A 14,537-nucleotide genomic window follows, 5' to 3' on the forward strand; every position below is an offset into this window, starting at 1 on the left:
GCGGTTTTGGTTTCGTTGAGAGGCGAAGGATCAGTGATGGCTGAACGAACTCCGCGCGCGCTTGCGGCGGTACTGACGGCGAGCGCCCTCGCGCTGGCCGGATGCAGCACGCTTGGCGACGACAACGGGCAGCTGGACGACCAGCACTTCGGGTACCAGGTATCCGGACCGCTGCTGACCACCAACGCAGCGTCGCTGCAAGGCGCGTCCACGCAGGCACAGCGGCTTTCGGGCCGCCTGTACCCGGGCGTGTTCGTCCCCGGTCCGGGCGGGGAGATGATCCCCAATACGGACCTGGTCAAGGCACAAGCGTTGCCCGGTGCGCAGCGGCGCGTAAGCTACACGCTTTCCGACGCGGCCGTCTTCTCCGACGGCACCCCGGTAACCTGCGCCGACTACCTGCTCACCTTCACGGCCGGCCAGTTCCCGGAGCTCTTCGGCGCGCACCTGCCGCTTTTCGACGACACCGAGTCCCTCCAATGCACCCCCGGAGCCAAGACATTCACCGTGGTCTTTAAAGAAGGTCGCGGGGATCGCTGGCGTGGCCTTTTCGACGCAGGTACAGTGCTGCCTGCTCACGCGGTGGCCAAGAAGACAGGTATGAGCGAGGAAGAACTCGTCGACGCCCTGCACTCTTTGGATCCGGCACGGATCGCGCCGGTTGCCAAGGTGTGGCGCACCGGCTTCGATTTCGCGGAGTTCGACCCTGAGCTGCAGGTCTCTTTCGGCCCCTACGTGATTGAGAGTTTCGGCGAGCAGGGTGAGGTGAATCTGGTCGCCAACGAGCACTACTACGGCGACCAACCGCAGGTCGAACGCCTTGTGGTGTGGCCTGGCTCTGCCGACAGTGCGCAGCTCTACGAGCACGACGCGCTCAAGGTCGCGGACTTAGACGAGCCGGACCCCGAGTGGTTCGACGTGAACGCGGAGAACAACCGGATCGATCTGACCACTGTGCACGGCGAGCTTACCGAGGTGCTCACGTTCCCCGACGTCGGCCCGTGGGCCGAGCCGGCACAGCGCAAGGCACTGTCGCGGTGTCTCGATCCACGCGCGGTAGCGCAGGCCTCCGGCGAGCTCGCCGGGGTAGAGGTGCCGGTTGCCCCGGTACACGTGCTGCAGCAGGACGACCCGCTCTATGGGCGCGTGATCGACGTTGCCACTCCGAACCTGGACGTGGACATCGCGGCGGCATCTCGCATCTCCGGCGCGCAGATCCGCATGGCGTACCCCTATCCCAACGCGCGGCATGCGGCGATGGTGGAGTCCATGCGGCGCACCTGCGAACCGGCCGGGATCACGATTATCGACGTGACCGAGTCCGGCAAGACGCTCGCGGACCTGCCGCACGCTACCCTCGATGACCAGGGGAACCCTGGCTATTCCGAGGGCAACATTGACGTGTTGCTGCGACCGGTTGACCCGATGAAGGAATACCCGGCAGCTGACAATAGGGCGGCTAACGTAGGTGCCCTGCGTGCGCAGGAGAAGGCGCTGTGGGAGCAGCTGCCTTCGCTACCGCTGGCCACCCAGCCGCGCACGTTTGCTGTGCACCGGGGCGTGGCCAACGTGGTGCCGTACGCGGGCATGAACGGTATCAGTTGGAACATGGACCGCTGGCGTATGTTGGCTAAGGACGATATTCCGCCCGCACCTGATCAAGGGTGACGCGAAGTGCTCGCCCTGCTAATGCACTGACGAAGATTCTCAAGCAAAGGTTTCGCTGACATGGCTACACACCCCACCCAGTACTCTTCCGCGCAGGAGGCTTTGGCGCATAAAGTGCGCCGCGTGCCCGATTTCCCATCTGAAGGCGTGCTCTTCGAGGACCTCACGCCCGTGCTCGCCGACCCGGCGGCGCTCCACGCGGTCATCCGCGAGATGGCCGAGGCCAGCCAAGACCTCGGCGCGGACCTGATCGGCGGGCTGGACGCGCGCGGATTCTTACTGGGCTCCGCAGTGGCCTTCGACATGGGCCTGGGAATTCTTGCGATCCGCAAGAAGGGCAAGCTGCCGCCGCCGGTCATTACGCAGGAGTACGAGACCGAGTACAGCACCGCCGCTCTGCAGATCCCCGCTGACGGTGTGGATCTGGCGGGCAAAAAGGTCGTGCTTGTCGACGACGTCTTGGCCACCGGCGGCACCCTGGTTGCCGCCACGAATCTCATCGAGCACGCCGGGGGCGAGGTCGTGGGTTACGTGGTGGTGCTTGAGGTAGAGGGCCTGGGCGGCCGGGAGAAGTTAGCTGGTGCGCCACTTGTCGTGCTTGATGACGGGCACCGGGTCAACGGCTAGTATCGTTGCAATATGTTCCCATCCGCTCTTTGATGGAGGATTGCGTTGACGCACGAGAAAACACCCAAGCGATCGGGGCAGACCGTGCGCAGCGTGTCGGCACGCCTTGCACGTTCACTCACGGGCGGCGGTAAACCGAAGATTAACCCGGTGCTGGACCCGCTGCTGTCTATCCACCGGCAGTACCACCCGAAGGCGAAGGTCGAACTGCTCAACCGTGCCTACGAGACGGCGGAGCGCCTGCACGAGGGCGTAATGCGCAAGTCTGGGGACCCGTACATTACGCACCCGCTGGCCGTGGCCACGATCTGCGCCGAGATCGGCATGGACACCACGACCGTGGTGGCTGCCCTGTTGCACGACACCGTCGAGGACACCGACTACTCGCTTGAGGAACTCACCAACGACTTCGGGCCTGAAGTCGCCCGGCTTGTTGACGGGGTCACCAAACTGGACAAGGTGGAGATGGGCCAGGCCGCGGAGGCCGAGACCATCCGCAAGATGATCGTGGCGATGGCGAAGGATCCCCGCGTCCTGGTGATCAAGGTCGGGGACCGCCTGCACAACATGCGCACGATGCGCTTTTTACCGCCGGAGAAGCAGGCGAAGAAGGCGCGCGAGACGCTCGAGGTCATTGCCCCGCTGGCGCACCGGTTGGGCATGGCGTCGGTGAAGTGGGAGCTGGAAGACCTCGCCTTCGCTATCTTGTACCCGAAGAAGTACGAGGAGATCGTGCGCCTTGTCGCCGACCGCGCGCCCTCGCGCGACCGGGCGCTGAAAGAGCTGACCGAGGAAATCCAGGCGGAGCTGAAATCCAACGGCATTGAGGCCGAGGTGATGGGGCGGCCGAAGCACTACTGGTCGATTTACCAGAAGATGGTGGTGCGCGGCCACGAGTTCAACGAGATCTTCGACCTGGTGGGCATCCGCGTGCTGGTGGATAACGTCCACGACTGCTACGCGGCTGTCGGCGTGGTCCACTCGCTGTACTCGGCGATGCCGGGGCGCTTCAAGGACTACATCTCCAACCCGCGCTTCGGCGTGTACCAGTCGCTGCACACTACGGTGATGACGGACACGGGCCGCCCGCTCGAGGTGCAGGTGCGCACCCACGATATGCACTACAACGCCGAGTTCGGCGTCGCGGCGCACTGGCGCTACAAGGAGACGAAGGGCTCGCACAAGGGCAACCAGAACGAGGTCGACGAGATGGCGTGGATGCGCCAGCTGCTCGACTGGCAGAAGGAGGCCGCCGACCCGGACGAGTTCTTGGACTCGCTGCGCTACGACCTGACCAGCCAGCAGATCTTCGCCTTTACCCCCAAAGGCGACGTAATCAACCTGCCGGCGGGCTCGACTCCGGTGGATTTTGCCTACTCCGTGCACACTGAGGTAGGCCACCGCTGCATCGGTGCCAAGGTCAACGGCAAGCTGGTGGCGCTGGAGTCGGAGCTGAAGTCCGGCGACCGGGTGGAGATCTTCACCTCGAAGGACCAAAACGCCGGGCCCTCGCGCGATTGGCAGGACTTTGTGGTCTCCCCGCGGGCGAAGGCGAAGATCCGGCAGTGGTTTGCCAAGGAGCGCCGCGAGGAGCACTTAGAGGCCGGCCGCGACGCGCTTGCGGCGGAGGTGCAGCGCGGTGGTTTGCCGATGCACCGCCTGTTTACCTCGCAGTCGATGCGCCAAGTCGCGCAGCGCCTGCACTACCCGGACGTTGATGCGCTGTACACGGCGATTGGCGCGGGGCATGTGTCCGCGCAGCACGTGAGCAAGATGCTGGTGGATCTTTTCGGGAACGAGGAGGACGCCGTCGATGCGCTCACGGACCGCGCGCCAATGTCCGAGTTGGTACGCCGCGAGTCCCGTTCGTCCACGAGCGGCGTGCTGGTCCAGGGCAGCCCCGACGTGATGGCCAAGCTGGCAAAGTGCTGCCAGCCGGTGCCCGGGGACGAGATCTTCGGCTTTGTCACCCGCGGCGGGGGAGTCTCAGTGCACCGCACTGACTGCACCAATGCGGCCAAGCTGGGCGAGGAGCCCGAGCGGCTTATCGACGTTGCGTGGGCCGACAGCACCAACGCCGGCGGTGCCTCCCTGGCGACCCTGCAAGCCGAGGCGCTCGATCGCCACGGCCTGCTCGCGGAGCTGACCGGCGTGCTCACGGAGCAGAATCTTCCCATCTTGGCACTGTCCTCGCAGGCCTCCGATGACCGGATTGCCAACGTGCGCTTCACCATCGAGGTTTCCGATACGAAGCAGCTCGGTGCGCTGATGAACCAGCTGCGCAATGTCGAGGGTGTTTTCGACATTTACCGCGTGACGTCGTAAAGCGGGCTCCGGATTGTGAGTGAACTGCACATGAATTCTTGGCAACGGTGAGCTTGAATGCCGAGGAAAGTTCGTAAACATCGCCGAGGTTGCGCTGCGAGGTGACTGATTTCGGGCTAGAAAACACGTAAAGACCCCCACACCGTTTGAAGCAGAGGAGCTTTTCGTGTTTTCTTACCGTCGCCTCGGTGCCCTGGTGGCTGCCACCACGTCTACCGCACTCGTTGTCACCGCTGTGCCTGCACTCGCCGCAGAAGATGAGAAGGTGCAGATCAACGTTGCCAACTTCACGGACTTCCACGGCCGCCTTGAGGCTGGCCTGAGCAAGGACCGCGAGACCGGCAAGCTCATCCCGAAGGCGGGCGATGAGATGGGTGCGGCGAACATTGCCGGCATCATCAACTACCTGCGTGCCGAGAACGAGAACCAGCTGGTGACTACCTCCGGCGACAACCAGGGTGGCTCCGCGTTCGTTTCCGCGATCTCGGACGATGAGTACACGATGGAGTTCCTTAACGCCATCGGTACGGACGCTTCTGCTGTGGGTAACCACGAGTTTGATAAGGGTTACGACGACCTGGTCGACCGTATTGTCCCGGGCACCAAGGGCGTCCAGCTCGGCGCGAACATTTACAAGGAAGACGGCTCCCGCGAGATTGACCCGTACCGCATCGTCGAGGTCGAGGGCGTGAAGGTCGCACTGGTGGGCACCACCTCGAACCTGACCAAGAGCAAGTCCAGCCCGGACCACGTCAAGGGCCTGAACATCACCGACTCTTCTGAGGAAGTGAACAAGGAGGCCAAGAAGCTCAAGGATGAGGGCAAGGCTGACGTGGTCATCGCCCTGATCCACGACCCGGTCGATACGGGCGCTCCCAAGCTCGATCCGGAGTACGTGGACTTCATGTTCGGCGGCGACAGCCACGTCAACGCGGTTGATACCGAAGCGAAGGTGCCGAACGCGCAGTCCTGGGAGTACGGCAAGGTCGTATCCGACCTGGGCTTTACCTACAACAAGACCACCGGTGAGATCGAGGACCTCAAGCTTGAGCAATACAACGCTGAGTCCTTGATCGAGCTCGAGATCGCGCCGGACGCCGAGGTAGAGAAGCTAGTGGACGAGGCCCGCGAGAAGGCCGGCGAGCTGGGCCAACAGGTCGTCGCGACGGTTAAGGACACCTACCTGCGCGGCTCCAACCCGGGTGCGAAGACTGGTTCCAACCGCGGTACCGAGTCCACCGCGAACAACATGCTTGCACAGTCCGCGCTGGTGGCGCTGAACGCGTCGCTGGATGAGAAGATCGACCTGGGCATCATGAACGCCGGCGGCGTCCGCGCCGACCTGCCAGCGGGCGAGGTGACCTACCAGCAGGCCTTCGAGGTACAGCCGTTCGGCAATGACATTTCCGTGGCCACCCTGTCCGGCAAGGCGATCAAGCAGGCACTGGAGAACCAGTGGCAGTCTGAGGAGGACGCAGCAAAGTCGGGCCGCCCGCGCCTGGACATGGGCCTGTCCGACAATGTGTCCTACACCTACAACCCGGAGGCCGCCCGCGGTGAGCGCATCACCTCGATCACCATCGACGGCGCACCGCTGGAAGACGAGAAGGACTACCGCGTTGCGGCCTCCTCCTTCCTCCTCGGTGGCGGCGACGGCTTCATCGACCCGGCCGAGGTCCGGAACGAGCTCAACGTCGGTTACAACGACCTCGCCGCTTTCGTGGACTACCTCAAGACCGACGAGGTCGGTGTGCGCAAGGGCCAGAAGGACGTCGGCGTCGTGCTGCCTGCCGAGGGTCTGAGGGCCGGCACGAAGGCCACCATCAAGCTCAGCTCCCTGAACTACTCCTCGGAGGGTGAGCCGATGGCCAAGGAAGCAACCGTGAAGCTCGGTGAGACGACCGCCACCGCAGACATCGACGCGGCAACGACCGAGGCGGACACCGGCCTGGGCGAGCAGGGCCGCGCCGAGGTTATCCTGGACATTCCGGCTGAGCTGAGCGGTGAGCAGACCCTGACGATCACCACTGACGCTGGCACCGAGGTTTCCCTGCCGGTGACGGTCGCGGAGGCAGATGCGCAGGAGCCGGGCGAGAAGCCGGGCGAGACCCCGGAGAAGGGCAGCTCCGCTGACACGGGCACGATCTTCGGTGCGATCGCCGGTGTGCTCGCGCTGATTGGCCTGCTGAGCATTGTCTTCGCAGGCCCGATCGACCAGGTGCTTGGCCCGATCGCGAAGCTGCGCTAACGCGACTAAAAGCGCGGTAGCGCAAGACCGGCCCGAAGCCTTGTGGCTTGGGGCCGGTCTTCTTTGTTTGCCAGTTGTTTAGCCACATGCCTAGCCTCGCGCAGGCATGCAAAAAGCCCGGCCGGGGCCGGGCTTTCAAGCGAGTGTTCGCTGCTTAGAGCTTACGGACGCATGTACTTGTCCAGGAAAGCGAACAGGGTGCCGATCGCGCCGATGATGGCGGTGAAGACGGCGATCCAATCGCGAATCTCAGCCGGGGACATGTCCTTGACGGAGGAGCCGTCCTTCTTGTTGTTGTTCTTGTCGTTGGTGACGGTCGGCTTCGCCTGGGACTCCGGCTTCTTGGTCGCGGTGGTGGTCGGCTTGGTGGTGCCGTTGTCAGCCGGCTTCGACGTGGTGGTGGTCGGCGCGGTGGTGGTGGTTTCCTGCGCCTGGACGGCGACGGCACCGGTGGACATGACAGCGGCTGCGGTTGCAGCGGCGACGAGACCCTTACGGAACTGCATCTGATTCCCTATCTTTCGGAGAGGTTCGATTTGACGTTGACTACCTTAGCCAGACGCCAAGAGATACGCAACAGTTTTGTCGGCGTTTTCGGAGGATTCCCGATATTGGAGATGAACTTTGAATGAACTGGTCAGGTGGGCCTTTGCGGGAAGTGGGAGCTTCCCGAAAGGTATCTGGGCGAGTGTGCAAAGTTGCCGTATCGCCCGGTATGCGATACTTGAATGTATCGACAGGGCTACTTCACGGTAGCGGTTTTGATCTTGACTTCCTCCGCTGGTGCGCCGTCGGCAGCGCCGCCTTCAACGCCCTGCTCGGCGATCTTGTCCAGAGTCTCGAGACCAGCGTCATCAATCTGGCCAAAGTAGGTGTACAGCGGGGGCAGGACGGAGTCGCCGTAGTTCAAGAAGAACTGGGAACCATTGGTGCCAACGCCCGCGTGAGCCATCGCAATGGTGCCGCGGTCGTAACGCTTGGGACCGTTCTGTAGCGCCATTGCGCGGTACTGTTCCTTCTCTTCCTCGGAGACGCCCTCTGGGATTTGCAGGTCAGCGTCGTCAACCTGCTCGAGCGCTTCGTCGGTGGGGAACTCGTTCGCAAACTGGAAGCCCGGGCCGCCAGAGCCAGAGCCGGTGGGGTCACCGCACTGGAGGACCTTCAGCCCGTCGCCGGTGGTGAGGCGGTGGCACACGGAGTCGTCGAAGTACTTCTCCTCAGTCAGGTGCTCGATGGCGTTGACCGTGCAGGGGGCGACGCTGCGATCAAGCTCCATCCCGATCGGGCCCGCGCTGGTATCCAGCTCGATGTTCACCTTGCCCTCAGTGGAGATGTCCTCTTCCTTCGGCTTCGAGGCGGCCTCGCTTTGATCTGCCTGCGGGCTGTCGTTGTACGAGCAGCTCACCGTGGCCGGCAGGGCAGTGGCGCGCGCGGTGCCCACTGCCTCGTACTGCGACGCGTCGAAGGTCTCCTCGGCCTCAGTGGTTTCCGAGGTCTCCTCCTCGGCAGCGGTGACCTCTTCGTCGTCATTCTGCGTCGCGGCGAAGTAGATCGCACCGCCAACAACCATGATCACCACCGCGGACAGCGCAGCGACCGTCAGCGGCTTGGACTTTTCCTTTCGGTCGCGCGAATCCAGCTCGCGCTTGAGGTGGCGCAGCGCGTCCTCGCCGCGCTTCGCGTTGTCAGTGGTGGGTGTGTTGGATGCGCTGCTGTCTGCAGCACCCGAGTTCTCAGCCATGATGTGCTTCCTCGTCCTTGTTGTGAGTATTCAGCGCGCCCGGAGCGCACCATGAAATTCCGGTTGTTAACACTAGCAGTGTGGAAGTACCGACCCTTGCGCAGTACAGCGCGCGTCCATAGAATCGCGGCCATGGCTACCGTGACTTTTCAAGGCAATGACACTACTACTTCCGGCGAGCTGCCCGCCGTCGGCGAAGCGCTGCCCAACAGCACGCTTGTCGCAGGCGATTTGAGCGAGAAGTCGCTCGCAGACTACGCGGGCAAGCGCCTCGTTTTGAACATCTTCCCGTCCCTGGACACGGGCGTGTGCGCGACCTCCGTGCGTAAGTTCAACGAGCTCGCTGCATCCCTCGACAACACTGAGGTGCTCTGCATCTCCAAGGACCTGCCGTTCGCGCAGCAGCGTTTCTGCGCGGCAGAGGGCATCGAAAGCGTTGAGGCGCTCTCCGCGTTCCGTTCTTCCTTTGCCAAGGACTTCGGCGTTGAGCTGGAAGGCTCCCCGCTGCAGGGCCTGACTGCCCGCGCCGTGGTCGTCACGGATGCGGACCACAAGGTCATCCACGCCGAGCTCGTCTCCGAGATCACCAACGAGCCTGACTACCAGGCTGCAGAAGACGCGCTGAAGTAAGCACCGCACCCTTTCCCGGGGCACCTAAGGCCGCCGCGCCGTGGGTGCCCCTTTTCCTTTGTCCGCCTACGATGTGGCTATGAAGCTTTCCGGTTTTGCTGCAGGCCCTTACCAGACCAACTGCTTCGTCGTGTGCGGCGAGCGCTCGCGCGAGGCGGTCATCATCGACCCGGGCATGGGCGCGTACGAGCACGCGATGCGCATCGTCGAGCAGGCAGGTGCCACCCCTGCTGCGGTGCTGCTCACCCACGGCCACCTCGACCACACCCGCGATGCGGCCCAGTTCGACGTGCCCGTCTACATCCACCCAGACGACGAGTTCATGCTCGAGGGAGGCAAGGGCCTGCCGGAGAACTCCCGCACGCTTTTCGACGCCGCGTCGATGGAGCTGCCCAAAGAGGTCCGCCCGCTTGACGACGGCAACACGCTCTCCTTCGCCGACACCACCTTTACCGTCCGCCACGCCCCGGGCCACTCGCCGGGCAGCGTGCTGCTGCTCACCGAGTACGAAGGGCAGGCCGGCCCGGTCTTTTCCGGCGACGTGCTCTTCCGTGGCTCGATTGGCCGCACCGACTTTGCCAACTCGGACCCGGACGCGATGCGGGAAACATTGCGTGGCCCGGTCTGGGACTTGGACGATGAGTTGGCGGTCCTGCCCGGGCACGGTCCGACGACCACGATGGGGCAGGAGCGGGCGAGCAACCCATTTCTCCTGCAGGCCAACCCAGACCGCTAGACTGAGCAGTCGTGAGTGAATCGAAGAAGTCCGCAAAGTTCCAGCCGCTGTCGGCCCCGAAGGGCCTGCCGGATTACGTCCCGCCGCAGTCCGCGACCTTCCTGCGCGTCCGCGATGAGTTTGCCCGCCAGGCCCACCTCGCGGGCTACCAACACATCGAGCTGCCGGTGTTCGAGGACACCACCCTGTTCGCCCGCGGCGTCGGCGAATCCACCGACGTGGTGAGCAAGGAGATGTACACCTTCACCGACCGCGGTGATCGCTCGGTCACCCTGCGCCCCGAAGGCACCGCGGGCGTGATGCGCGCGGTGATCCAGCACAACCTGGACCGCGGCTACCTGCCGGTTAAGCTGAACTACTACGGTCCCTTCTTCCGTTACGAGCGCCCGCAGGCGGGCCGCTACCGCCAGCTGCAGCAGGTGGGCGTGGAGGCCATCGGTGTTGACGACCCGCTGCTGGACGCAGAGGTCATCGCGCTCGCGGACCGCTGCTTTCGATCCATCGGGCTGCGTGGCTACCGCCTGGAGCTCAACAGCCTGGGCGATGCGCAGTGCCGCCTTGCCTACCGCGAGAAGCTGCAGGAGTTCCTCTTCGCCCTGCCGCTGGACGAGGAGACTCGTGCCCGCGCTGAGATCAACCCGCTGCGCGTCCTCGATGACAAGCGCGCCGAGGTCCGCGAGATGACCGCGGACGCGCCCCTGATGGTTGACCACCTCTGCGACGAGTGCCGCGCCCACTTCGACACGGTGCGTGCCACCCTCGACGCGATGGGCGTGGAGTACGTGCTCAACCCGCGCATGGTGCGTGGCCTGGACTACTACACCAAGACCTGCTTCGAGTTCGTCCACGACGGCCTCGGCGCGCAGTCCGGCATCGGTGGCGGCGGCCGCTACGACGGGCTGATGGCGCAGATCGGCGGCCAGGACCTCTCCGGCATCGGTTTCGGCCTCGGCGTCGACCGCGCCCTGCTCGCCCTCGAGGCGGAAGGGGTGACTCTCGAGGGCGTTGAGCGCCGCGTCGACGTCTTTGGCGTCGCGATCGGCGAGGCGGCGCAGGCGCGCATGGCGCTGCTTATCGACGAGCTCCGCGCCGCCGGGCTCAGCGCCGACATGGCCTACGGCGGCCGCGGACTTAAGGGCGCGATGAAGGGTGCCGACCGTGCCGGTGCGAAGTACGCCCTCGTGCTGGGCGACCGCGAGCTTGAAAGCGGCGAAGTCGCTGTGAAGGACCTCGCCGCGCACACCCAGGAGACGGTGGAGCTGTCGGCCGCGGCGGTGCTGGAGCAGCTGCGCTAGCTGACTAGCACTCGGTGATGTTGACTGGCAGTCCGAGCTGGACTGCCAGTCCACCCATCGAGGTCTCCTTATACTTGGTCATCATGTCGCGGCCCGTTGCCGCCATGGTTTCAACGACGTCGTCGAGGGTGACGATGTTCGTACCGTCGCCAAGCTTGGCCAGGCGGGCCGCGTTGATCGCCTTCACACCGCCGATGGCGTTGCGCTCGATGCACGGCACCTGGACGAGCCCGCCGACGGGATCGCAGGTCAACCCGAGGTTGTGCTCGAGGGCGATCTCCGCCGCGTTTTCCACCTGCGCGGGTGTGCCACCGAGGACGGCGCACATGCCTGCCGCAGCCATGGAGGAAGCTGAGCCCACCTCGCCCTGGCAACCCACCTCGGCGCCGGAGATCGATGCGTTAGTCTTGATGATGATGCCGATGGCACCGGCGGTGAGCAGGAAGTCGCGCGCCTGTTCCACGCCAAAAGCACCTTCGGTGAAGTCGCGGCAGTAGTGCATGACCGCGGGGATGATCCCGGCCGCGCCGTTGGTTGGGGCGGTGACCACCTGGCCGTGGGCGGCGTTTTCCTCGTTCACCGCGAGCGCGTAAAGATTCACCCACTCCATGGCGTCGAGCCCGCGGGCCGTGGACTCCTCGTACTCCGCGGTAAGCAGCCGGTGCAGGCGGTTCGCGCGGCGCTTCACGCCGAGGCCGCCGGGGAGCACGCCTTCGGTCTTCAGCCCGTGGGCGACGCACTCCTGCATGACGTCCCACACCGCGTCGAGGTGGGCGTCGAGACGCTCGCGGCCGTGCAGGTGCTCCTCGTTGGCGCGCATCAGCTGGGCGATGGAAAGCCCGGTTTCCTCGCACAGCGCCACGAGCGTCTTCGCGTCGTCGAACTCGTAGGGCAATGGTTCACTTTCGCGCACCGTGGCCACGCCCGCCTCGTTCTCGTGCGCCTCCATGCCGGCGCGGTCCAGGATGAAACCGCCGCCCACCGAGTAGTACTCCGAGCGGGAGGCGATGCGGTTGCCGTCGGCGTCCCAGGCGTCGAAAATCAGGCAATTGGGGTGCTTGGACACCGGGGTGGGGTTGAACTGCACCTCGTAGTCCACCGAGCCCGCCGGGCCGCTAATCGTGCCCGTGGTGGGGATCGGCTCGCCGGGCTTCGGCGAAATATCCGCTGAAGTGGTCGTTGGCGTGTAGCCGACTAGGCCCAAAAGGGCTGCGCGGTCCGTCCCGTGGCCCACGCCGGTGGCGGCAAGCGATCCGCGAAGTTCGATGCGTACCGAGGCGGGCAATTGGCCGAGTGCCTCAATAAACGCAAGGGAAGCGCGCATCGGGCCGACCGTGTGCGAGGACGACGGGCCAATGCCAATACTGAAAAGGTCTACGACACTGACTGTGCTGTGGGGCATGCGCGCGATAATACAGACCTACGCGCCGGTGATGCAGCGGGCCTAGCCCTGCGCTCCCGTCTGCTGGCCCAGTAGCTGGCCAAGCGGCACAAACTCGTCGAGGTCCGTGCCGGAGCGGCGCGGCCGGGGCTGCGCTGACTCATCGAGCGAGCCCGCAAGTCCCGAGACAGCGCCTGTGGTTGCCACCAGTAGCTCGGCCAGTTCGCGTGCGGCGCGGTCCACGCGCCGTGTAAAGGCCGCGCCCTCGTCGCTGCCAAAGTCCTCAGTCGCGGCGAACAGTGAGGTCGGCACGACGTTTGCGCGGAGGTAGGTAAACAGCGGGCGTAGCGCGTACTCGGTGACAAGGCTGTGGCGCTGCGAACCGGCCGTAGCCGCGATGATGGTGGGCATGGCGTTGAGAGAATCGGTATGCAGGGCGTCGAAAAGCATCTTGAACAGCCCGCTGTAGCTGCCCTGAAACACCGGGGTCACGGCCACGAGGCCATCTGCGCTGGAGATGTCGCGCTTGAGCGCTTCGAGCGCGGGCGAATCCATCCCGGTGAGCATGAGCTGGGTGAGATCCTGGGCGTACTCGCGGACCTCCACCGTGCGGACCTTAAGGTCCTCGCCGCGCGCGGTGACCTGGGCGCGCACCGCGGCTGCGATCTGATCGGCCACATGCCGCGTGGTCGAGGGAGTGGAAAGCCCAGCGCTCACGACCATCAACTGCTTCATAGTGCTCCTTTTACTATTGACTACTCAGCAGGCGCAACGCGGAAGTGCGGCAAATCCTTCCCTTCCCGCTTCGCCTGGGCAAGGGAGGCGAACGACGGCGGATCGCTTGGGACGTGCGCAGGGCGGCGCTGCTCCATGCGACGGCGCAGCTCAGGCACGACCTCGCGGCCGAGCAGCTCGACCTGGCGCAGCGCTACCTCGAGGGGGAGGCCTGCGTGGTCGATGAGGAAGAGCTGGCGCTGGTAATCACCGACCCAGTCGGCGAACTGCATCGTGCGCTCGATGACCATTTCGGCAGTCCCCACCGTGAGCGGCGTGTGCGCCGTGTACTCCTCCAAACTCGGCCCGTGTCCGTAGACGGGAGCGTTGTCGAAGTAGGGGCGGAACTCGCGCACGGCCTGAGCTTCGGTATCTGCGATGTAGGTCTGGCCGCCTAGCCCCACGATGGCCTGGTCGGCGTCGCCGTGTCCGTAGGCCGCGAAGCGGTTGCGGTACAGGCCCACCATCTTTGCGGTGTGCTCCTTGTTCCAGAAGATGTTGTTGTGGAAGAAGCCGTCGCCGTAATACGCCGCCTGCTCCGCGATCTGCGGGGACCGGATCGAGCCGTGCCAGACAAACGGGGCCACGCCCTCAAGTGGGAACGGCGTGGTGGTAAACCCCTGCAAGGGTGTGCGGAAACGGCCCTGCCAGGTGACGTTGCGCTCGCGCCACAGGCGGCGCAGCAGGTGGTAGTTTTCTACCGCCAGGTCGATGCCGTCGCGGATGTTCTTGCCAAACCACGGGTAGACCGGGCCGGTATTGCCGCGCCCCAGCATCAAATCCATGCGCCCGTCCACCAGGTTTTGCAAGAAGGAGTAGTCCTCCGCAATGCGCACCGGGTCAGTCGTGGTAATCAGCGTGGTCGCGGTGGACAGCACGATGTTTGTGGTCTGCGCGCCAATGTAGGCCAAGTGTGTCGTCGGCGCGGAAGGCACAAACGGCGGATTGTGGTGCTGGCCGGTGGCGAAGACGTCCAGGCCAACCTCTTCCGCCTTCAGCGCGAGCTGCGTCATCGCATCAATGCGCTGCTTTTCCGTCGGTGTTTCACCGGTCGTGGGGTCGGTGGTGACATCGCCAATAGTGAAGATGCCAAACTGCATGTCTACTTCTGC

General features: G+C 64.6%; 12 protein-coding genes. 7 read left to right on the top strand and 5 right to left on the bottom strand.

Annotated elements, in window-relative coordinates; translation table 11 throughout:
• The first annotated feature begins 36 nt into the window (after positions 1-36).
• The 4 genes from HMPREF2990_RS08045 (at position 37) to HMPREF2990_RS08060 (ending at position 6,868) form a co-directional block, all read left to right on the top strand.
• Positions 37-1,668 carry an ABC transporter substrate-binding protein gene (locus tag HMPREF2990_RS08045; RefSeq protein WP_070763866.1) on the top strand — a complete coding sequence of 544 codons (1,632 nt, stop codon included), beginning with the start codon at positions 37-39 and terminating at the stop codon, positions 1,666-1,668.
• A gap of 60 nt (positions 1,669-1,728) precedes the next feature.
• The gene (locus tag HMPREF2990_RS08050; protein ID WP_038590882.1) at positions 1,729-2,295 is read left to right on the top strand and encodes an adenine phosphoribosyltransferase; all 567 of its coding nucleotides are present in this window, start codon (positions 1,729-1,731) and stop codon (positions 2,293-2,295) included.
• Positions 2,296-2,340: 45 nt separating this feature from the next.
• The gene (locus HMPREF2990_RS08055) at positions 2,341-4,620 is read left to right on the top strand and encodes a RelA/SpoT family protein (protein WP_070763868.1); all 2,280 of its coding nucleotides are present in this window, start codon (positions 2,341-2,343) and stop codon (positions 4,618-4,620) included.
• A 166-nt stretch (positions 4,621-4,786) separates the two neighbouring features.
• Positions 4,787-6,868: a bifunctional metallophosphatase/5'-nucleotidase gene (locus tag HMPREF2990_RS08060; protein WP_070763870.1), complete on the top strand. Its 2,082-nt coding sequence runs from the start codon at positions 4,787-4,789 to the stop codon at positions 6,866-6,868.
• 161 nt (positions 6,869-7,029) lie between these two features.
• Here HMPREF2990_RS08060 and HMPREF2990_RS08065 read toward each other — a convergent pair whose 3' ends face one another.
• Positions 7,030-7,374: a hypothetical protein gene (locus HMPREF2990_RS08065; protein WP_070763872.1), complete on the bottom strand. Its 345-nt coding sequence runs from the start codon at positions 7,372-7,374 to the stop codon at positions 7,030-7,032.
• A 236-nt stretch (positions 7,375-7,610) separates the two neighbouring features.
• Positions 7,611-8,609 carry a peptidylprolyl isomerase gene (locus HMPREF2990_RS08070; RefSeq protein ID WP_070763874.1) on the bottom strand — a complete coding sequence of 333 codons (999 nt, stop codon included), beginning with the start codon at positions 8,607-8,609 and terminating at the stop codon, positions 7,611-7,613.
• Positions 8,610-8,741: 132 nt separating this feature from the next.
• Here HMPREF2990_RS08070 and tpx point away from each other — a divergent pair, with 132 nt between their 5' ends.
• The 3 genes from tpx to hisS all read left to right on the top strand — a co-directional run bounded on the left by tpx (position 8,742) and on the right by hisS (position 11,270).
• The gene (gene tpx / locus HMPREF2990_RS08075) at positions 8,742-9,239 is read left to right on the top strand and encodes a thiol peroxidase (protein WP_070763876.1); all 498 of its coding nucleotides are present in this window, start codon (positions 8,742-8,744) and stop codon (positions 9,237-9,239) included.
• 79 nt (positions 9,240-9,318) lie between these two features.
• Positions 9,319-9,975 (top strand): MBL fold metallo-hydrolase, encoded by a 657-nt coding sequence (locus HMPREF2990_RS08080; RefSeq protein ID WP_070763878.1) that lies wholly within the window; start codon positions 9,319-9,321, stop codon positions 9,973-9,975.
• Between the two features lie 11 nt (positions 9,976-9,986).
• Complete coding sequence (gene hisS, locus HMPREF2990_RS08085; RefSeq protein ID WP_070763880.1) at positions 9,987-11,270, top strand: histidine--tRNA ligase; 1,284 nt, start codon at positions 9,987-9,989, stop codon at positions 11,268-11,270.
• 4 nt (positions 11,271-11,274) lie between these two features.
• Here hisS and HMPREF2990_RS08090 read toward each other — a convergent pair whose 3' ends face one another.
• The 3 genes from HMPREF2990_RS08090 to HMPREF2990_RS08100 are packed head-to-tail and all read right to left on the bottom strand — an operon-like array spanning position 11,275 to position 14,525.
• Complete coding sequence (locus HMPREF2990_RS08090) at positions 11,275-12,672, bottom strand: L-serine ammonia-lyase (RefSeq protein ID WP_070763882.1); 1,398 nt, start codon at positions 12,670-12,672, stop codon at positions 11,275-11,277.
• A gap of 42 nt (positions 12,673-12,714) precedes the next feature.
• Positions 12,715-13,386, bottom strand: a complete 672-nt coding sequence (locus HMPREF2990_RS08095; RefSeq protein WP_070763884.1) for an FMN reductase — start codon at positions 13,384-13,386, stop codon at positions 12,715-12,717.
• Between the two features lie 20 nt (positions 13,387-13,406).
• Positions 13,407-14,525 (bottom strand): CE1758 family FMN-dependent luciferase-like monooxygenase, encoded by a 1,119-nt coding sequence (locus tag HMPREF2990_RS08100; RefSeq protein WP_070763886.1) that lies wholly within the window; start codon positions 14,523-14,525, stop codon positions 13,407-13,409.
• Positions 14,526-14,537 lie beyond the last annotated feature (12 nt).

The sequence above is a fragment of the Corynebacterium sp. HMSC071B10 genome, assembly GCF_001814825.1.
Lineage (GTDB): Bacteria > Actinomycetota > Actinomycetes > Mycobacteriales > Mycobacteriaceae > Corynebacterium.